Annotated in this window: 20 protein-coding genes; 10 read left to right on the top strand and 10 right to left on the bottom strand. The window is 45.1% G+C overall.

The window, feature by feature from the left end; all coding sequences use genetic code 11:
- Nucleotides 1-14 precede the first annotated feature (14 nt).
- On the top strand, nucleotides 15-1,391 hold the full coding sequence (gene hemN, locus MADE_RS11300; protein WP_012519126.1) for an oxygen-independent coproporphyrinogen III oxidase: 1,377 nt from the start codon (nucleotides 15-17) through the stop codon (nucleotides 1,389-1,391).
- Here hemN and MADE_RS11305 read toward each other — a convergent pair.
- The 7 genes from MADE_RS11305 to moaB all read right to left on the bottom strand — a co-directional run bounded on the left by MADE_RS11305 (nucleotide 1,378) and on the right by moaB (nucleotide 6,452).
- A complete protein-coding gene (locus MADE_RS11305) occupies nucleotides 1,378-2,523 on the bottom strand; it encodes an ATP-binding cassette domain-containing protein (protein ID WP_012519127.1) in 1,146 nt (381 codons plus the stop codon). The genes hemN and MADE_RS11305 overlap by 14 nt on opposite strands.
- A 1-nt stretch (nucleotide 2,524) precedes the next feature.
- Nucleotides 2,525-3,265, bottom strand: coding sequence for a molybdate ABC transporter permease subunit (gene modB / locus MADE_RS11310; RefSeq protein ID WP_012519128.1), 741 nt, complete (start codon nucleotides 3,263-3,265; stop codon nucleotides 2,525-2,527).
- Nucleotides 3,262-4,650, bottom strand: coding sequence for a molybdate ABC transporter substrate-binding protein (gene modA / locus MADE_RS11315; protein ID WP_012519129.1), 1,389 nt, complete (start codon nucleotides 4,648-4,650; stop codon nucleotides 3,262-3,264). Before modA ends, modB begins: the two co-directional genes overlap by 4 nt.
- On the bottom strand, nucleotides 4,650-5,123 hold the full coding sequence (locus tag MADE_RS11320) for a molybdenum cofactor biosynthesis protein MoaE (RefSeq protein WP_012519130.1): 474 nt from the start codon (nucleotides 5,121-5,123) through the stop codon (nucleotides 4,650-4,652). Before MADE_RS11320 ends, modA begins: the two co-directional genes overlap by 1 nt.
- A 2-nt stretch (nucleotides 5,124-5,125) precedes the next feature.
- Complete coding sequence (locus MADE_RS11325) at nucleotides 5,126-5,374, bottom strand: MoaD/ThiS family protein (RefSeq protein WP_012519131.1); 249 nt, start codon at nucleotides 5,372-5,374, stop codon at nucleotides 5,126-5,128.
- Nucleotides 5,375-5,460: 86 nt separating this feature from the next.
- Nucleotides 5,461-5,949, bottom strand: a complete 489-nt coding sequence (gene moaC / locus MADE_RS11330; protein WP_012519132.1) for a cyclic pyranopterin monophosphate synthase MoaC — start codon at nucleotides 5,947-5,949, stop codon at nucleotides 5,461-5,463.
- Nucleotides 5,946-6,452 carry a molybdenum cofactor biosynthesis protein B gene (gene moaB / locus MADE_RS11335; RefSeq protein WP_012519133.1) on the bottom strand — a complete coding sequence of 169 codons (507 nt, stop codon included), beginning with the start codon at nucleotides 6,450-6,452 and terminating at the stop codon, nucleotides 5,946-5,948. Before moaB ends, moaC begins: the two co-directional genes overlap by 4 nt.
- Nucleotides 6,453-6,576: 124 nt before the next feature.
- On the opposite strand from moaB, the gene MADE_RS11340 reads away from it, so the two are divergent.
- The 4 genes from MADE_RS11340 (at nucleotide 6,577) to MADE_RS11355 (ending at nucleotide 9,420) form a co-directional block, all read left to right on the top strand.
- Nucleotides 6,577-7,347: a HesA/MoeB/ThiF family protein gene (locus tag MADE_RS11340; RefSeq protein ID WP_012519134.1), complete on the top strand. Its 771-nt coding sequence runs from the start codon at nucleotides 6,577-6,579 to the stop codon at nucleotides 7,345-7,347.
- Between the two features lie 91 nt (nucleotides 7,348-7,438).
- A complete protein-coding gene (locus tag MADE_RS11345; protein ID WP_012519135.1) occupies nucleotides 7,439-8,557 on the top strand; it encodes a M14 family metallopeptidase in 1,119 nt (372 codons plus the stop codon).
- A gap of 352 nt (nucleotides 8,558-8,909) precedes the next feature.
- The gene (locus MADE_RS11350; RefSeq protein ID WP_012519136.1) at nucleotides 8,910-9,164 is read left to right on the top strand and encodes a type II toxin-antitoxin system Phd/YefM family antitoxin; all 255 of its coding nucleotides are present in this window, start codon (nucleotides 8,910-8,912) and stop codon (nucleotides 9,162-9,164) included.
- Nucleotides 9,157-9,420 carry a Txe/YoeB family addiction module toxin gene (locus tag MADE_RS11355; RefSeq protein WP_012519137.1) on the top strand — a complete coding sequence of 88 codons (264 nt, stop codon included), beginning with the start codon at nucleotides 9,157-9,159 and terminating at the stop codon, nucleotides 9,418-9,420. The genes MADE_RS11350 and MADE_RS11355 overlap by 8 nt, the downstream gene beginning before the upstream one ends.
- A 139-nt stretch (nucleotides 9,421-9,559) precedes the next feature.
- Here the strand turns inward: MADE_RS11355 and MADE_RS11360 are convergent, their stop codons facing one another.
- Complete coding sequence (locus MADE_RS11360) at nucleotides 9,560-10,216, bottom strand: hypothetical protein (RefSeq protein ID WP_012519138.1); 657 nt, start codon at nucleotides 10,214-10,216, stop codon at nucleotides 9,560-9,562.
- Nucleotides 10,217-10,231: 15 nt separating this feature from the next.
- Nucleotides 10,232-12,679: a zinc-dependent metalloprotease gene (locus MADE_RS11365; protein WP_012519139.1), complete on the bottom strand. Its 2,448-nt coding sequence runs from the start codon at nucleotides 12,677-12,679 to the stop codon at nucleotides 10,232-10,234.
- A 194-nt stretch (nucleotides 12,680-12,873) separates the two neighbouring features.
- On the opposite strand from MADE_RS11365, the gene MADE_RS11370 reads away from it, so the two are divergent.
- A complete protein-coding gene (locus MADE_RS11370; RefSeq protein ID WP_041912898.1) occupies nucleotides 12,874-14,091 on the top strand; it encodes an aminotransferase class I/II-fold pyridoxal phosphate-dependent enzyme in 1,218 nt (405 codons plus the stop codon).
- Between the two features lie 135 nt (nucleotides 14,092-14,226).
- The gene (locus MADE_RS11375; protein WP_012519141.1) at nucleotides 14,227-15,402 is read left to right on the top strand and encodes a saccharopine dehydrogenase family protein; all 1,176 of its coding nucleotides are present in this window, start codon (nucleotides 14,227-14,229) and stop codon (nucleotides 15,400-15,402) included.
- Nucleotides 15,403-15,628: 226 nt separating this feature from the next.
- Here the strand turns inward: MADE_RS11375 and MADE_RS11380 are convergent, their stop codons facing one another.
- A complete protein-coding gene (locus MADE_RS11380) occupies nucleotides 15,629-16,810 on the bottom strand; it encodes a pyridoxal phosphate-dependent aminotransferase (RefSeq protein ID WP_012519142.1) in 1,182 nt (393 codons plus the stop codon).
- 371 nt (nucleotides 16,811-17,181) lie between these two features.
- Between MADE_RS11380 and MADE_RS11385 the strand changes: the two genes are divergently transcribed.
- The 3 genes from MADE_RS11385 to MADE_RS11395 all read left to right on the top strand — a co-directional run bounded on the left by MADE_RS11385 (nucleotide 17,182) and on the right by MADE_RS11395 (nucleotide 19,886).
- Nucleotides 17,182-17,445: a DUF7218 family protein gene (locus MADE_RS11385; RefSeq protein WP_012519143.1), complete on the top strand. Its 264-nt coding sequence runs from the start codon at nucleotides 17,182-17,184 to the stop codon at nucleotides 17,443-17,445.
- A gap of 283 nt (nucleotides 17,446-17,728) precedes the next feature.
- On the top strand, nucleotides 17,729-18,706 hold the full coding sequence (locus MADE_RS11390; protein ID WP_012519144.1) for a DUF1852 domain-containing protein: 978 nt from the start codon (nucleotides 17,729-17,731) through the stop codon (nucleotides 18,704-18,706).
- Nucleotides 18,707-18,845: 139 nt separating this feature from the next.
- Nucleotides 18,846-19,886 carry a methionine synthase gene (locus MADE_RS11395; protein ID WP_012519145.1) on the top strand — a complete coding sequence of 347 codons (1,041 nt, stop codon included), beginning with the start codon at nucleotides 18,846-18,848 and terminating at the stop codon, nucleotides 19,884-19,886.
- Nucleotides 19,887-20,269 lie beyond the last annotated feature (383 nt).

Here is a 20,269-nt window from a genome sequence, read left to right on the forward strand (position 1 = left end):
AGTGTAGATAAAAAATGAACACCATTGCTATAAAACAACTTCGCGATAATTCCACTATAACCAAATATGCGCAACATGCACCTCGTTATACCTCGTACCCTACTGCACTTAAGTTCGAATCGCTAAAAGAAGATTTATCCCCTCACGCGCTAACCGTGTCTAAAGCGAAAGCCGTGAGTTTGTATGTGCACATTCCTTTTTGTAAAACGCTTTGCTATTACTGCGGCTGCAACAAACTTGTGACTCGGCACAACGAAAAGGCAGACGACTATTTAGACTACTTAGAAAAAGAGATAGTTTCTAAGCGTTATTTAGCAGACGATAAGCCTGTAGTTTCGCTGCATTTAGGCGGTGGGTCGCCCAGTTTTTTAAATAAAGTTCAGCACACTTTTTTAATGTACCTTTTGAAAAAACATTTCACGTTTGAAGTAGGCGCTGAATTATCTATTGAATTAGACCCAAGAAACGTTGATAAAACCTATTTACAAAATCTGAGGGGCTTGGGCTATACCCGTATCAGCTTTGGCCTTCAAGACACTGACTACAACGTGCAAAAAACAATAAACCGTGTTCAAAGTACTTCGCATATCGCAGATTTAGTGTCCGAAGCCCGTACTTTAGGTTTCGAATCGGTGAATTTGGATTTAATTTACGGCCTGCCTAACCAATCAGAAGAGACTTTTGCATCTACCATAGCTGCAACTAAAGCAATGATGCCAGACCGTATCTCGCTCTTTAGCTACGCTCATCTGCCAGAGCGCTTTGCCGCACAGCGAAAGTTTGCGCCAGGAACTCTTCCTAGTAGCGAAGAGAAAGCAGCCTTGTACAACCTTGCTGTAAATGGCTTTAAAAGAGTGGGGTATGAAATGATTGGGCTGGATCATTTTGCGTTACGCAGCGATTCACTCGCCATCGCTAAGCACAAAGGTAAGCTTCACCGAAACTTCCAAGGCTATACTTTGCGCGGAGATACCGACCTAATTGGCGTCGGCGTGTCTGCTATTAGCACAATAGGTAATGCTTTTACTCAAAACGCCAAAGATTTGAAAGAGTACTATAAACGTATAGACAGACAATTACCCTCAGCCAAAGTTGGGCTTTCGTTAACACCAGACGACCTCGTTCGTCGTGATGTAATATCAAGCTTGATGTGCAACCTGTCTGTAGATAAACAGAGTATTTCCAGCAAGCATCATATTATTTTTGACGAGTACTTTTCAGAAGCATTAAGTAATTTAGAGCGTCTTGCAGACGATGGAATCATTGAAATTTCGGCGCACCACATACGGGTACCAGAACATGCTCGGATATTTATTAGAGCGGTATGTGCCCGTTTTGATGCCTACCTAAATGCGACTGAAACGCTTAGTAATTACTCTAAGGCAATTTAAACCGGGCAATAACTTTATCGCCAACATTTAAGTTAAGGCGCGATAAAGAAATATGACTAATACTTGCGTAAAGTGCTTGGCTGTCATTCTCTAAAATAAGCTTCAAAAGCACTTTACCGCCCCATGTAACTTGCTGATGCGACTTTTTGTTTTGGCTAGAAGTGAGCCGTACAGGCTCAATACTTGTTATCGTGCAAGGTAGCGCATTTAAAATGCTAACCGTGCTCGCGCTGTTAAACCCTCCCACATTAATATCTATGCTCACATCGCAGGCTTTTACCGCAAAACGTACTGGCGCAGGCCCGTTATCCTGCTCTGGGTTACTCACCTCTGTAATGCTGTGTGCCCTGTAAGCGCTCTTAATATTTTCCGTGTATGATATTGCTTCTTCTGTAACAAATACCTCATGACCTGCAACCATAACTCGGGCTATGCCGTGCATATTTTCAACTTGCGTAACGCTTTCAGAGCACTTATGCCCCTCTAATACGGCTGAAGGTATTGCAACCCCTTCTTTTTCGAATACTTGAGAAAGCACATCTGTTGTCGCACCGCAAAGCGATACCTTACCTTGCTCTACATAAACCAGTTCATCACTAAAGAGTGCTAAATCATCTAAATCATGAGAGATAACAAAGCAAGTAAGCTGGCCAGACACACACAGAGTATTTAAGAACTGATAAATTTTGCGCCGGGTAAAAATATCGATGGCGCTTAGTGACTCATCTAGCAATAAAACGGAAGGGCCATTCACCAAAGCCCGCGCTATCGCCACACGCTGTGCCTCCCCCCCTGATAGTGAATCAATAGGCTTTTCTAAAAGGTGCTCGCAGTAACACCCTTTTACACACGCCTCTACTGATAAGGCGTTGGGGCTAGCATGACGCTGCGCCAAGGCTAAATTACCCCGCACGTTAGTATGCGGAAACAACATGGGCTGCTGAAACACGATGCCTATCTTTTCAAAAGACCATGATTTAGCCACCTTGGCGCGTTTTTCTACGCAGGCTAAAGCCCGAAAAAGGCTACTTTTACCCGCCCCGGAAGGGCCGGTAACGCCAATGAAACGGCTTGCGGGATGAAGCGTTATTTGGGCATCAATTCTGTTAGGCAAGAAAGCGTGAATTTCCATATCAACCCTCGCCCTTGCTTGGGGCGGAACGAGGTATTTGTGACCTGCTGCCGAAATGGCTCGCAATGCCATTAAAACGGTATAGGGCAGCTAGCAGCACAAACGAGAATACCAAAAGTGCTATGGCAAGATTATGCGCTTTTTCGTACTCCAACGCTTCGACTTGCTCGTAAAGGGCTATGGAGAGCACTTGAGTTTCGCCAGGAATATTTCCGCCTATCATAAGCACCACGCCAAACTCACCGATGGTGTGGGCAAAGCTTAACCCCAAGGCAACGATAATGGGCGCTTTGCTTAAGGGTAATACAATTCTCACAAATGCTTCGGTTGCCGAAAAGCCCAACGTTTTAGCCACATCTAAATAACGAGAGTCTAATTGAGAAAAGCCACCATAAAGGGGCTGAAGCGCAAACGGTAAAGAATAGAGAACCGAACCTAACACCAAACCTTCAAAGCTAAAGGCCAAATTACTTCCCGTTAAGGTATGCCACCCCTGACCCAAAGCACTTTGCGGTGAGAATGCAATGAGTAAGTAAAACCCCAGTACCGTAGGTGGAAGCACTAACGGCAGTGCCAACACCGACATAACAAACGGCTTGGCTTTACTATGCCAGTTCGCTAAAAACCATGCTAAAGGTAAGGTAACAAGCAACAGCAAGCCACTGGTGATTAGCGCCAGCTTAAGCGTAAGCCAAATGGCGTCAAAAGCATATACTCCAAAGAATTCGCTAAGCGCGTTCATCCATGCGCACCGTTAAGTTCAAAGCGATTACGCCCATGGGCATCTAAACTGCCGGCTTTACCAGTTAGGCTGCCTATTTCAGAAGCAGCCTTTACCGGTGTGTTAGCGCTATTTTTTATTTGCCTTTCTGCATGGGTTTGTATGTCGAGCAACGCAGGCTGGTAACCCCACTCGGCTAACCCGTGCTGTACCCTTTGCGACAGCAAATACTGCACGAACAAACTCGGCGATGATACGCCTTCGGCCTTCGTCATATCAAACCGAGTTAGCCCACTTGTTTTGGCTTGATTTGGGGTTCGGGTTTCAGTTTGCACATCAAACGCGTTTGGCGAAAGTGTTGCTGCCGTTTTAGCATTAATTACAAGCGACTGAACAATCGGTTGGTATAAGTTTTCTGGTACAGGAATAATAACCGTTGTAGCGCCCTTGCCGTCAGCGAAGCTTTTATCCGAGGTTGGCGAATTCAAATTCGGTAAATCAAGCGCCAGCGAATATGCCACAAACGCTCCTCTAACACTGCCGGTGGAATAGAACTGCAGGGTTTGCAGTACATTTTTACCCATCACTCTGTGCGGTAAAACGTGCTGCCATAGCGATAAGTTTTGTAGGGTTTGTTGCGCTGCTTCGCCGTAAGGCGCCAGTTTAGGGTTAGCAATGGCAATTTTGCTACCTGGGGTATCAGTTAACTGAATAAGCTGTTGACTAAGCTGTTTTGAAAGTTGTGCGTTTATCTTACCCTCAAGCGGCTTACTTTGCCCGCCAGCCTGCGTTTTCTGCTCTCCGCCTTGCTGATTTTCAGCCGTGCGCCGAGCTTCTCTGGGAACGCTTTCGTAGCCATTAGCGTTAGCGTTAGCGTTAGCGTTAGCTGGCAGCTTACCGGTATATACAAACGCCAGCTTGCCTTTAGCATAATCTACCACATTACTTTCGTGTACTAGATTATTGTTAACCAGTGCCTGTGGCCTGGCACGGTCTGCCGATAAAAACACATCGAACGCGGCTCCATGCTGAATTTGAGCGTACAGCGTACCGCTAGAGGACACGGTTACCGCCACGTCTATGCCCGTAAGCTGCGTAAACTGCTGGGCAATGCGTTTTAAAGGTTTAGCGAAGTTTGCCGCTACGGCAACGTTAATTTTATCGTGCCGTTTAACCGGTAATGAAGGGTTTTGCTTATCGGCACTAGTGAAGAGTTTCGCACTTTTTGTGTAGCTGGCCGTTTCTGTAGCGCTAGCAACGGCGCTAGCGCTTGTTAAAACTACCACGTTTATGAAAACAGACACGCTTATAAATCGCATAGAGCAAGCGCGGAATATACTACTCACGAAACTAAAAACGAAAGGATAGCGCCTTGTTAATAAGCGCTTAAAACCTACAGCCGCCATTATTTTTTAAGCATCCACTTAAGCGCCGCTTTATCGTCAGACGCTTTTGCAGCAACCCACTCAGAGTTATCGCCTTTAAACTCTTTTTTCCAAAGCGGGACAGACTGCTTAAGCATATCCATTAAAAAGCTGGCGGCATCAAACGCCGCTTGGCGATGTTGGGCAGCAGCACCTACCCATACAATTTGCTCGTTATTATAAATGCGCCCCACTCTGTGTAGCGCGCCAGCACTGTTCAGTGAAAAACGTACTACCGCTTGTTCAACCAGCTTCATCAGCGCTTTTTCTGTCATACCTGGGTAGTGCTCTAGCTCAATGCCGTCTATATCGCCTGCGTTATTGAAATCTCGCACTAGCCCAGTAAAGGTAACAATAGCGCCTGTATTGCCGCTTGCTCTTTCGTCTGCCGACTGCTTTAGACGAGCATACAATTCGCCATGATCGAAATCTGCATCTTGAACAAGTGCGAACATAACTACCCCCCAGTTACAGGTGGAAATAGCGCCAGCTCGTCACCATCGCTAAGTACGGTATCGGTATCGCAAAGCTCTTGATTACGGGCAGTCAGCACACTGCCTTCTAAGGCTAATGTCCACTTGTCGCTGCGAGTTTTAAGCTGCGATATCACGGCTTCAATGGTGCTACTATCACTTAGGTTAAGCGCAATATTATCTTCACCCGTGATCTCTCGGGTTTGCGCAAATGTTTTAACCGTTATCTGCATGGTTCGCCTTTTGGTATATTCCGTTAACGTCATTGTACACGTCTACGTGCAAGCGCTAGCTTTGTTCCAACGTTTTTACTGGGTAACTAAGCCTGTTGCCGATCAGATTGCCAGTGGCCGGTTTTACCGCCTTTTTTCTCTAGCACCCGGACCCCTTCCATGTGCATGCCAGGGTCGATGGCTTTGCACATATCAAACAAGGTTAACAGCGCCACATTTACGCCCGTGAGCGCTTCCATTTCAACACCGGTTTTACCGCTTAGTTTACAATAGCAAGTGGCTTTAATACGGTTTTTATCAGCTTGAACGTCAAAGTTAATATCCACTTTCGATAGCGCTAAAGGATGACAAAGTGGAATAAGATCTGCGCAACGTTTCGCCCCTTGAATACCCGCTACTCGAGCAACAGCGAATACATCACCTTTTGCGATTTTTGCTTCAGAGATTTGGCGAATAACGTCTTCGCTTACGTATAAAAAACCTTCTGCTGTAGCTTCGCGTTTAGTAACGTCTTTGTCGCTAACGTCTACCATGTTGGCCTCGCCACCAGCATTTAAATGACTAAAGGTACTCATGCTTCCACCAAGTGCTTTACAAAGTTACACGGCCTAAAGTCGGCATCTAGCTGGCTAGCAATGATTTTTTCCCACGCCGTGCGACACGCGCCGGTTGAACCTGGCAAGCAGAAAACAACGGTATTGTTTGCAAAGCCAGCTACCGCACGAGACTGAATCGTAGACGTGCCAATTTCTTCATAGCTAATTTGGCGGAATAGCTCACCAAAGCCGTCGACTTCTTTGTCGAACAATACGCTAATGGCTTCTGGCGTTGAGTCGCGGTGGGTAAAGCCTGTACCGCCGGTAATTAATACTGTGTGAATGTTTTTATCAGCAATCCACTTCGACACCACGGCGCGCTGCTGATAAATATCGTCCTTTACTAAGTCGCGGTCGTAAAGGTTATGGCCAACCGAGGTAAGCGCCTCTTTCAGGTAATCTCCTGACTTGTCGTTTTCGAGGGTGCGCGTATCTGAAATAGTAAGAACGGCAATGTTAAGGGGTTGGCTGACAGCTGACATATGAAATCCTAATTTGATATGCGACATTTTGGCGGTTTTTGATAAAGTACCAGCCAAAATACTATTTGGTAATCACTTTATAAGGGTGCATGCCATGAATTCAACAACTAAGTTGGCATAAACTATGTCTAAAAGCCTAACTAATCAGCAGGCTATGCGCTATAACCGCCATATTGTGCTTCCCAAAATAGACCTAGACGGTCAAGAAGCGTTACTAAACGCCAATATCTGTATCATTGGTATTGGCGGGCTTGGCACCGCGGCCGCCACTAGCCTTTGCGCAAGCGGCGTGGGCTCGCTTACGCTTATAGACCACGACACGGTTGAGGCCACCAACCTTCCAAGGCAAATCTTGTTCAGCGAACAAGATGTCGGGGTAAATAAAGTAGAAGCTGCAAAAGCACGACTTCACGCAATAAATAGCGACTGTGACATTACCGCAATAGCAGAACCGTTTTCAGCGCCTAACGCAGCTGAGCTATCCCCAACGTCAAAACAGGCTATAGAAGGTGCCGACGTGGTATTAGATTGCACCGACAATACCGACTCGCGAGATTTAATAAACGTATTGTGTTTTGAATTAAATACTCCGCTTGTATCGGGCGCAGCCATTCGCTTTGAAGGCCAGCTTTTCGTAGCTATACCCGGTGAAAGCCGTTGCTATGCATGCTTACGAACGCTATTTGCATCGCCCGATTTAAGCTGTGTTGAAGCAGGTATATTCTCGCCAGTAGTAAATATTATTGGTACTTACCAAGCAATGCTTGCCATGCAAGTACTGATGGATTTCGATAATATTCCTAAAAATACGTTAATGACGTTTGATGCTTTGTCGCACGAGTGGCGAAACTGGAAGCTACCTAAAGGCGTGAACTGCGAGCTATGTGCTTGCTAACTATACGTACTTCCGCAGCATTAATGATAAAAGCTGTGTTTAAAAGCAGCATCTTTAAACAAAGAATAAAACAGAAAATAGGTTGATTTAAATGACAACCCAAGTAGTAAAAAAACACATGGTAGTGGCGCAAAACGCGTCTGGCCGTAACATGAACGTGCCAATTTATCGAATGAAGGGCGCGCGCCCTGGCCCCACCGTGTACATTCAAAGTTCTATTCACGGTGCTGAAGTGCAAGGTAACGTGGTTATTTACCATCTTATTCAGCGCTTAAAAGACATGGATATTTGCGGTGAAATTATCCTAGTACCCAACTGTAATCCCATTGGTACTAACATTAAAGCCGGTGAGTACACGTTAGGCCGCTTCGACCCTGTAAACGGTACAAACTGGAACCGGGGTTACTTCTTCGACAAAGGTGCAGTAGAACATTTCGCCAAAACCGTCACACGCGAAGAGTCGATAGATGGTATTAAGCAGCGTTTTCGCGCGCACTTGTCGAACGCTATCGACAACAAATTGGCCGAGCCGTGGGGTTTGGGCCTAGCGCAGCAGCTAAACCTTAAGCTTCAGCAAATGGCGGTAAACGCCGATTTAGTGTTAGACCTTCACAACGGGCCGGTGTCTACCCGCCACGTTTATATACCTGAATACGCCAAAGACAGCGCCAAGCTGTTTAACATCCCCCATTGTATTTTTATACCTAACGTATTTGCAGGTGCATTAGACGAAGCCACCTTCTGCCCATGGTGGACACTGCAGGAAAGTATCAAGAGCAATTTAGAGCGTGAAGTTAGCTTTAACGTTGAAGCCTTTACCTTGGAAATGGGTAGCCAAGAGGTTATCGACTTTAACGAGGGTAATATAGATGCCACCAGTATTCTTAGCTACCTAAACGCCAAAGGTGTATTACACGAATGTGATATTAAACCCAAAGAGATGCAGCGTTTAAGCGTGTATTTAAAAGACTATAAAACCCTGTTCACCAACTGGGGTGGCATGGTGGAATACATGGCAAAACCCGGCCAAAGCGTTAAAAAAGGCGAACCGCTGGCGCAAATTTTAAATATAGATGACCTAGACAATGATAACGGCAGCAGGACGCTAGAAGCGCCTTGCGATTTGATCCCTATTCTGCACTTCCCGTCGGCTTCAGTATTGAGCGGAACGCAGCTTTACAAGGTGTTTACTAATTATAAGGAGTTGTAGGTTTTTATAGGCAAGTTGATGGAGTAAAACGTTAATTACAACATGGTTGATTAGAGTACGTAGAAACGTCTCGCGCAAGTTACTGGTTTATTTTTCGAATTCTGTCATGCCGTTCAATTTATTGTATTGAACGGCGGCGTTGTGCCTATCGATTGAACTCAAGGCGTAAAGCAGACATCTCATTTTCTTTCCTATGAACACGCCGAATATAGTTTTTAAGGGAAAGCGGGTGTTACTATGAAGTATAAGTAATAAGCTGTTAGCTGCCATGGCGCCGTAATGCACAACATCCTGTACATGTGCTCATTTCCGATCTAAACTTGTCCCATATAATGTACAAGTGAGATGCAAAATGAGGATAGTCTCTTTTACCGAAGCAAGAAATGGTCTAAAGGCCGTTTTGGACAATGTAATCAACGATGCAGATACAACAGTAATCACTCGTCGTGACTCTGAAGATGCTGTTGTAATGTCATTAGATTACTACAACAGCCTTATGGAAACCGTTCATCTACTTCGTTCTCCAGCGAACGCTGAACACTTAAATCGTTCAATAGCACAGTTTAAAGCGGCAAAAACGGCCCAGCGAGAACTTATTGATGAGTAACAGGTTGTTATCATGGACTGATGAAGCTTGGAATAGCTACGTTTATTGGCAGACTCAAGACAAGAAAACCTTGAAACGTATCAATAAGTTAATTTCCGATGTTAAGCGCTCTCCATTTGATGGAATAGGAAAGCCGGAACCTCTTAAAGAAAATCTTTCAGGTTTCTGGTCCCGCAGAATAGATGACACCAACCGTTTGGTATATACCGTGGACGATACCGCAATTACAGTTATCTCGTGTCGTTACCATTACTAATAGGTGGCGGCTGACAATCAATTAAAGTCGCTCGCGGTAATTGAGAGAGGGTAGCTCAGTAACCCAAACAGGCTCATTTAGTATCACTCAATGATTACCACACAAGGTTTCACTTACTCAACGTAAATTTACAAGGTAACTAGCCACACCCTACTCCACCTAAACTAACTCGATACCCAAACTCATCACGCTGGTTAAACACATCAAAGCCGTCATCAGAATCTTTAAGCTCTACATCCCCTACCCACTTTGCTTTATCGATAAGCTCCAGCTTATAGCGGTTTAAAGGAAGTGGACATTTTAAATAAAAATAATGGTAGGCCGTACCCATGGCACCTGGATCTGCGGTAAACACGTAAATAGTATTATTTTCTATTGCAAATTCTTTATGAAAGTAGTCTCGGTTAGTTCCTAGTGTTGCATCAATCAGTACACCTATTAAACCTATCGCAATCTGAATGAGTGCCACTATTGCTAAAACACTGCTCAAAACAATAGATAACCATTTACTTTTAACAAGAAGCCTAAATATACCGTGCTGCGTAAAAAGCAGGTACACACCTGCGCAAAGCGCTATGAGCTTGACTAAGGCTAACGCGTCGCCGACCTGTGACATGAACTTGGGGGAATGGTAGTTTAAGCCCCACAGCACACCGCCATGCAGACTTTCTACTAATGGAACAGTTACTAGAAGTAGCACAGCGAGTAAGGGAGTGATCAAAGCCGCAAAGGTTCTTTGCGGCACTTGCTTGTTACTCGGGCTATGGTTTTGCTCTAATTGCGTTGTCCCTAACATTAATTATCAGCTTTTCTAAATCGGCGAACCTGGCGGCAGCGGTTCTACTTCAAAGGTACTTGGCCATGTTTTGCTGGCCCAATAAGTATCAAACTGCTGTTTCAGTATTTCATACTGATTGTCGTCAGCCTTATCGTCTAGCCATTCGCTAAATTCAAGTAAAGCAAGTTCAGCTTCCATTCTTACTTCGGGCGCCAACTTATCGCTAGTTACCGCTTTCATCACTGCATTTAACGCTACTAGCTGTAAGCGTTTTGCTAATGGGCTTTGCGACTTATTTTTATACCAGTGTACGCTAAGTATCTGCTTCACAAGCATGGAAACACCTACTTTTTTGCGTCGGTCTTTAGTGCTTCTTGTTTGCCACTCTAAACGGTTTAAGCGTTCTGGGTGTAATAACAACTCAAAAGCAAAGTTGGATGCCGAAGCAGCGGCAGAAACAGGGTCCAACATTAAGCCCATTTTGCCCTTAAAATGCTCGCGAGTAATGTCGTCACCGTAGGCTGTAGGTGGAATAAGCGTGAGTACCGATTCAGGTATAGTGAGATAGTCTGCGGTAGTAGCGGTCAGTAACTGTTGCATTGCACGTTGCTGCACCGCGGGTGCTACAAACTGCTGGCCCTGCGCCTGGGTATAGTCGCCTTTGCGCTCGTACTCATAAACTAAACCGCCTACTTGCTTTGCTACGGCTTCTAACTGGTAACGGTGAAGTAAGTAAATAGGCACTAAAGCATTTTCAAGGGACGACAAACTGCTGCTTGGGCTTAAGGTGTCCAAACCTAAGTTGGCTAATGCCTGTTCGCGCACTTGTGAAATTTCATCGAAAGCATCTAGTGGGTTGCTGCCATTTTCCCACATATGGCCGTTTGCTGATGCATGTCGGCTGCTGCGGGTATCTGGGTCTGACTTAAAGCTTAAACCTTCGTTGCGACCTTTTACGATAATCTTTGCCAAGGCTTCGGCTTCTTCTACGTCGCTGGTAAAGTCTTGATAACCATATGCTACGGCGTGTATATCCCATGCGCCTATACCTTTGTCATAAGCGCTTTCCAGGCTTATTTTGCCATTTTTAATGCTAATTTTGGGGTGGGGATAATCCATCACAGACGCACGGTTGTTTTCACTTGCTGCAAAATTATGTGCTATGCCTAACGTATGCCCTACTTCATGAGCAGACAACTGCCTAATACGATCTAGCGCCATTTCTTGCTGCACAGTGGTGTCGGTATTACCCTCTTTAAACGGGCTGGTTAGGCCAAGGGCGATTAAATAGTCTTGTCTTACACGCAGCGAACCTAAAGTAACGTGACCTTTGATAATTTCGCCCGTACGTGGGTCGACAACCGACGAACCATAAGACCAGCCGCGGGTTGCGCGATGTACCCAGTTAATCACGTTGTAGCGCACGTCCATAGGGTCGGCACCTTCAGGCAGTACTTTGACCTGAAACGCATCTTTATAGCCTGCGGCTTCATAGGCTTGGTTCCACCAGCTTGCGCCTTCTTTAAGCGCGGTCATTACCGGCTCTGGAATACCTGGGTCAAGATAATACACAATAGGCTCAACTGCTTCGCTCTTCGCCGCATGAGGTGTTTTCTTGTGTAAACGGTGGCGGGTAATAAAACGCTGTTCAGTAGGCTCGTTGATAGGTGTTGAGTAATCGAAATAACTGAACTTCCAGTAGCCTGAGTATGGGTGATACTCTCTGGGTGTGTAGTTATCGTCTGGCAGTGCCACAAACGAGTGATGCAAGTGAACCGTCACACTTTCTGGATCGGGCGTAACTTGCTGCACGTATTCGCCCGGCTTTTTACCAGCAAAAGTGACTAAAGCCTCTAATTCAGTATTCTTTTCGAAGCCTTTGGTTTTAGGTAAGTATACGCCACTGCGCATTTTATCTACGCTGAAACTACCTTGGTTGGTGCGCGCCATACGGTTGCCAATGCCGTGAATATCACTTAACAAGAAAGGCGTATAATCAATAAGGCTGGCGCTGTCGTTTTTAGCCACCAGCGTAAAGCCAGCTATGACCGAGTCTGCAAAAGCCTCATCAATACTCTGCTTTTCAGCGTCGCTGCCGTGGGCCGCGCGGTATTTGGTGTTGTGCTGCTTTAATAAAACCTTATTGCCAAATTTTTCAAAGCTGACTAAGCGCGTATCACCCAACTGCCCGCGATCAAGGCCTATATCGTTTGAACCTACGCCATAAGGCAAACTGCTTTGGAACAAATATTCGGCATCGCTTGTAGGCACGGCCAAGTAAACTTTGTCGCTTTCATCGTCATAGTAAACGGGGATTAAACCATCTTTTTTGGTCATATCGCTGGTGAATTCACCAATGCTTGGTAACGCTGCCCAAGCTGAAGACGTAGACACGACAAACAATAGCGTAATCGCAATGGCAAATTTGCCAGAAGCTTTTACTTGTCGCGCCGCTTTATGAAAAATGTTCAATTGCAGCATGCAGTTAGTCCTTATTATTGTGAGTTTCTAGCCTACCCTATGTGGTGACGTTTGCCCATGGTAATTCATCGTTTTAACGCGCCTGGCATACTAAGCGAGTTTCTTTTTCTCTAAAGAATTTACTTGAATCACAACCAAGAGTAAGCCCTAATTGCGTTATCGATTTAACAGCTCAAACTATGAAGGGTTTAATTTTGAAGTTTACTTCTCGCGCTACCGCTATTTCTCCGTTTCTCGCCATGGCCTACGGTGAAAAAGCCACAGTACTTGAACAGCAAGGTAAAGACGTTATTCGACTAAATCTTGGTGAGCCTGATTTCGGCGCACCCGCACCCGTACTTGCGGCAATGAAAGAAAGCATGGACACCCCTGATTTTCCCTATACCTCTGCATTGGGTATTCCTGAACTACGCCAAGCAGTTGCTAGCTTTTACGAAACTAAACACGGCGTAAAGATAAGCCCTTCACGCGTGGTCGTAACCGCTGGCGCGTCTGGTGCGTTACTTTTGGCAAGCGCAGCATTGGTTGAGCCAGGCGACAACGTGATTTTGGGCGACCCGTCTTACCCGTGTAATCGACGCTTTTTAAACGCATTTGGCGCAGAGGTAACGCTAGTACCAACACGCAGTGAGGATAATTTTCAGCTAACCGCAGCAAGTGTTGCAGACAATTGGAAGCAGAACACCAAAGGTGTACTTATCGCCACACCAGCCAATCCAACAGGCACGGCGATAGATAAAGACGAACTGTATAAGATTGGACAATACTGCAAAGCCAAGGGTGGCTTTTTAATTGTTGATGAAATTTACTTAGATCTTTCGCTTTCTGCCGATGTTGATTCTACAGATTCCCAAGCAACCCACAACACCGACACTAAACTTCAAACCGTGCTTGCCAGCGCAGACTTGCAAGATACCGTGGTAGTCATTAACAGTTTCTCTAAGTACTTTGGTATGACGGGTTGGCGTCTTGGTTGGTGCGTAGTGCCTGAAGCAATGACACCCGTCATTGAAAAGCTCGCGCAGAATTTGTTTATCTGCCCCTCTACCCTTTCTCAAAAAGCCGCACTTGCGTGCTTTACCCCTGAAGCGTTGGCGCAGTGCGAGCAAAACCGCAATACGCTGATAGAGCGTGCAACTCTTGTTTTTGATGCACTTCAAAATATGGGGCTTAGTTTAGATGCAAAGCCTGACGGCGCGTTTTACGCTTACATCAATATCAAACATACAGGCATAAGTGCTATCGAATTCTGTGATGCCCTGCTCTCGCAATATTATGTGGCGCTTACGCCGGGTAATGATTTTGGCGAACACAATGCTGATCAGTACGTAAGGCTGTCTTTCGCTACCAGCATTGAACGTTTGAATGAAGGCCTGTCGCGGCTAGCAAAGTTCGTTGAATCATTAGGCTAATGGCTTTATGCCCCTCGTTTAATTTCGTGAATAGACAAATATTACCTAAAAAAATGATAGGTATCGGCACTAGTGCGTATATTGGGATAATAGATTGGCGAGAACTGCCGAAGCGAAATAAAACAGGATAAAACAATGAGTAACGAACGCGAATTTGATGTAGTTATTTTTGGTGCTACAGGTTTTACAGGCCAGTTAGTGGCGGAGTACTTTCAAGCTCAGTATGGTAGCGACAGCAGTGTGAAATGGGCAGTGGCAGGTCGTAACGAAGCCAAGCTTAACAAACTAAAACAAGAATTAGGCATTAGCGATAGCGTTGCTAGCATTGTAGCAGACGGCGACGACGCTGAAGCACTTGATGCCATGACCAAGCGCACAGCGGTGGTACTTACCACTGTAGGCCCGTATCAAATTTATGGCGAAAAATTGCTTTCTGCGTGTGTAGACAATGGCACAGGCTATACAGACTTATGCGGTGAGCCAGCGTGGATGCACCAAATGATCAAGAAGTACGAAGCGAAGGCCAAAGAAACTGGCGCAAACATTGTATTTTCTTGCGGCTTCGACTCAGTACCGTTTGACTTAGGTGTTCACTACTTACAAGCGCATGCTAAAAAGCAAACTGGCGACGTGATTGAATACGTTAAAGGTCGCGTTCGCAAGATGCAGGGAACCTTCTCTGGTGGCACGGCTGCCAGCTTAAAAGCGACCATGGCGGCAGCGCACAAAGATAAGTCGGTAATGGCGGCGCTTGTTAACCCGCATTCGTTAACCGACGGCGCTTCAAATCAGCCACAGCCAGACGGCAACAAGCCTTATTTCGATGAACAATTAGGTACATGGGTTGCGCCATTTATTATGGCGGCTATCAATACTAAGAACGTTCACCGCTCTAACTACCTAGCAGAATACGCTTACGGTAAAAACTTCCAGTACGATGAAATGATGATGACGGGGCCTGGCGAGAAAGGCGAAGCCATGGCGAATCACGTAGCAAAAGATAAGTCGCTTGCCAGCGATGATGGCCCTAAACCTGGTGAAGGTCCAAGCAAAGAAGAGCGTGAAAACGGATTTTACGATGTAATGTTTGTGGGCACAGCCACCAATGGCGATATGCTTGCGATATCGGTAAAAGGCGACAAAGACCCAGGCTATGGCTCTACCAGCAAGATGATTTCAGAATCGGCCCTTTGCTTGTGTAAAGACGTTAACCTGCAAGGCGGCTTTTTTACACCAGCGGCAGCCTTTGGCGATAAGCTAATTAGCCGCTTGGAGGAAAAAGCGGGCTTAACCTTTGCTATCGAGAAATGAGGTTTAAGAACGAAATTAAAAGCAGCGGCGGCCAGTTTAAGCGTGGATAAGCTTTTAACTAAAACCTGGGCTGCTGCATAACCGCTAGAGATAGCGCTTTGTTCGTGTGATAAGCGCGATGCTATAATTCGAAAAGCTGCGTTGGTTAGCGCTTTGGAGATTTTAAAAAAAGGCTGAACACAATTTGTGCTCAGCCTTTTTTCTGCGCTAGGTGTTATTATTTTTTTTAAGCAAGTACTGCTTTTAATGCTTTAACGCAAGCATCTGTTTCTGCGGGCGTGCCTACGCTGATGCGCGACCATGAGTCATAACCGGGCCATGTGCGCCCTACAACCTTTATGCCTTGGGCTTTCATTTTTTCCGCGAATTTATCGTGCGGCATGCCCGTATCCATGTAAATGAAATTACCTTGAGGGTTCGGCGCATAAGGCTGCTTCAATTCTTTAGCTACGTTTACTAATTTGTCACGCTCGGTTTTAATCCGTGAACGCATGGTATTTAGGTTTGCATGGTCGTCCATACTTGCCATACCTGCCACGAGTGCCAAGTAGTTCACACCGCCCATTCGCAACATACCGCCCATGGTTTTAGCTTGCTCAGACGGCATTATGGCATAACCTAAGCGCTGGCCTGCCATGGCGTGAATTTTCGAAAACGTACGGCAAATTACCACGTTGTGCCCCTCTGCGACTAGCTTCGATTGCACATTAGCCGGGTAAGCATCAGACATTTCAATGTAGGCTTCATCAATAAATACCTGTGCTTTTTTCGACACGCGTTTTGCAAAAGCGGTAAGTTTGGCTGCATCTACCACGCTACCCGTCGGGTTGTTCGGGTTGCACACGTAAACCGCAGTGGTATCTTCAGTTACCGCTGCTTCAATTGCATCTAAATCGAAAGTCATATCGGCAGCAAGGGGTACGTAAGTAACATCGGCGCCCATAAATTCAGCGCCTCGCGGTACACCTTCGTAAGTGGCCATAGACGTTACCAGCTTATTACCGTTTTTCGTGATCCAGTCGGCATAACCAAATAATATAGGTGAAGAACCGTTCGTGATAACGATTTGATCGGCAGAGACACCCTCTTGTTTGGCAATTTTCTGCGCTAACACTTCAACCGTAGCATCGGTATAGCGAGCAAGATTCAAAAGCTCACTTTGCATGGCTTTTGCCGCTTTTTTAGACGGGCCAAACGCATTTTCATTCGACGATAAACGAACAAGACCGTCATTTACATTAGGGGTTGCAGATGGAAAGTGTTCGGTTGGCATACCGGCCGCTCGTAGGTCGCCCATAATACTGTCGACACTCGTCGTTAGCGCTACCGCACCTGCTCCTAAGCCCACTGATTTTAACCAATTACGACGTGAAGAATTCACCGAGGTTTGTTGTACGTTTTTATTCATATTTCGCTCTGCCTTCCATCTAGATTCTCTTTAGACTAAAGGCTTAATTTTGGGTGCGCAATAGCGGAAAACACCTAACCCATTGAGCCAAATGCACTTTTTGCGTGCATGAAACGCACTAAAATTGACAACATAAGAAGTTTTAACGTGTTAAGCCGGTACATAACGGTGCAGTGTTCTCGGAACCAGTTTACTGTTTGCGATGAATGACATTTTTTACAGTCCCAGCTGCCGCCTCAAGCTACTCTCATTTGGTGGTATCTCCAATACTCAGTATTGGATAACTAAACGTAAACCATCTGCTCAAATACCGAGTAAGAATCACTACAACACATGATTTATTCACTTACTTTGTACAACAGGAGTTAAACATGGCTAAGGATCACGGTAATCAAATTAAGAACGATGACACGTATGAGGCACTTCGTGACGAGGGCTACAGTAAAGAAAAGTCTGCACGTATCGCTAATGCACAGGCAAATAGTCAGCAAACGCCGTCTAAAGATGGTGGTAAAGCCAATAAATACGAAGAACGCACCAAAGATGAGCTGTATCAAAAAGCCAAAGAAGTAGGTATCGAAGGTCGCTCTACGATGAGCAAAGACGAGTTAATCGATGCACTGCGCAATCATTGATGCGCTTAGCACAACATTTCCAGCGAAGGCCGCACGCAGGAATTATAGCTTCCTGATAGCTTAGCGAAGAACAACCTCTGCCTGGTGCATTATTGTTTAAATTGCTGAGCTTAGGGAAATGCCCCATCGCTTCAACAAACTCATGAAATTCGTTCATGCAAAAATGAAATTAAGTCATTTTTATTCATAAATAAAACAGCGTATAACGTACTCATTGCTTTTACAGCATTGACGATACTCAGTTTAACTTTAGGAATAGAAGCGCATTCTCATGAACAAAAACGTGAACACTGAATTTTCATTTACCATTAACAGCGTTAAGTTTAATGAAGATTATCGCCCTTCAGATAACACGCGTATTACCACTAACTTTGCAAACCTAGCCCGCGGAGAGCGCCGTAAGGAGAACCTACGGGACGCCCTAAGCATGATTAATAATCGCTTCAATGCATTAGCTAGCTGGGATAATTTAAGTGGCGATCGGTATTCTGTTGAACTGGAAATTATATCTGTAGATATTGATGTAGAAGGTAATGGCAACACCTTTCCTACTATCGAAATATTGCAAACCAACATTATTGACACCGAGACCGGCAAGCGCACACAAGGTATTGTCGGTAACAACTTTTCTTCCTATGTTCGTGACTATGACTTCAGCGTACGCCTGTCTAATCACAACCGCGGCCAGTCTTCGTTCAGTGTGCCTAACGATTTCGGCGACCTACACGGTAAGCTATTTAAATACTTCGTGAATTCTGACGCGTATAAAGCACACTTTTCTAAGCTGCCAGTTATTTGCTTAAGCGTTTCAGACAACAAAACCTACCGTAGAACCGAAAACCAGCACCCTGTATTGGGGTTTGAATATCAGCCTAATGAGTCGTCGCTAACGGAACAGTACTTTAAAAAAATGGGCTTAAATGTGCGTTACTTTATGCCGCCTAACAGTGCAGCTCCTTTTGCATTTTATTTCTTTGGTGACTTGTTAAACGATTACACCAACTTAGAGCTTATTAGCACTATCGCGACGATGGAAACGTTTCAGAAAATCTATCGCCCTGAGATTTACAACGCGAATGCGCAAGCAGGCCTTTACTATAAGCCTAACTTAAAAAACAGCGATCACTCGCTAACACGCATCGTCTACGACCGCGAAGAACGTTCTCATTTAGCTGTAGAACAGGGTAAATTTGTTGAAGAGAACTTTTTAAAGCCCTATCAGCACAAGCTGGAGCAATTTACGGCAAGTTACGCCAGATAAATTCTCTGACAATGGCAATTCGCAACTTACGAATTGCAATGTTCAACGCGTTCAGTTTGAACCATCAAATTTTGATGGGGCGGCACGGTTCGCCCCAGATGCACTAATACAAATTGTCGACTAAAAGAAAATAAATCACATGAAAAAGCTACTACCAACATCTATATCAGGCAGTCTTCCAAAGCCTTCATGGCTCGCACAGCCCGAGACCCTATGGTCGCCGTGGAAATTAGAAGGTGAAGCACTTGAAGAAGGCAAAAAAGACGCCTTACGCGTTACGCTACAAGAGCAAACTACGTCGGGCATTGATATTGTTTGTGACGGTGAGCAAACCCGTCAACACTTTGTGACCACCTTTATAGAGCATCTTGACGGTGTTGATTTTGAGAGCCGAAAAACGGTAAGAATTAGAAACCGCTATGATGCTAGCGTACCGGTTGTAACACAAGCGGTCACACGGCCAAAATCGGTGTTTGTAGAACATGCTAAGTTTCTTAGAAGCCAAACCGACCAGCCAATTAAGTGGGCGCTACCTGGCCCTATGACTATGGTTGATACCTTGTATGACAACCACTACAAAAGCCGCGAAAAGCTCGCGTGGGAATTTGCCAAAATTCTAAACCAAGAGGCGAAAGAGCTAGAGGCTGTGGGTGTAAATATAATCCAGTTCGACGAACCTTCGTTTAACGTGTTTTTCGACGAAGTAAATGAATGGGGTATAGCCGCCCTTGAGCGCGCCATTGAAGGGCTAAAATGTGAAACCGCAGTTCATATTTGCTATGGATATGGCATTAAGGCCAATACAGATTGGAAAAAGACGCTGGGCGCTGAGTGGCGTCAATACGAAGAAAGCTTCCCAAAACTTGCAAAGTCGAATATCGATATGGTGTCGTTAGAATGCCATAACTCCCACGTGCCTATTGAGCTTATTTCATTGCTCAAGGGCAAAAAGGTGATGGTTGGCGCTATTGATGTAGCCACCAACACAATAGAAACGCCAGAAGAAGTCGCCGCTACATTACGTGAAGCCCTTAAATACGTGGATGCCGATAAGCTTTACCCTTGTACTAACTGCGGTATGGCGCCACTGCCCCGTTCTGTCGCAAGAGGTAAGCTTGAAGCGCTTAGCGCTGGTGCTGAAATAGTAAGGCAAGAATTAGCGCAAAAGCTAAGTGCCTAATCTAATAGACGATAAATAGACGATAAATATGCCTAACACGCGTCTTGCTTAAGCTGCTTGCTGAGGCTCATTTATTATTTACGCAACTTGCCCACTTTACGTGGGCATTTATTTAGTTGTGACGCACAGCAGAATAAAGGTTTAAAAAATACACTAATTCTATTTTTCTTTATTTAATTTAGAGCGAAAATACAGCACCTCCCAACCGCAAAAACAAAATATTTTTAACAAACCGGTTAACAATTTAAAGCAAAGAGGTGAATGAACAAATAATTAAGTTAAACTGCGAAACAAATTACATGGTGCTTTATTATTAAGCTACTTGTACTAATGCTTTCTAAAAACATTGCAAAAACCCATTGACGATACTTTCTCAAAATGAA

It is taken from the genome of Alteromonas mediterranea DE (genome assembly GCF_000020585.3).
GTDB lineage: Bacteria > Pseudomonadota > Gammaproteobacteria > Enterobacterales > Alteromonadaceae > Alteromonas > Alteromonas mediterranea.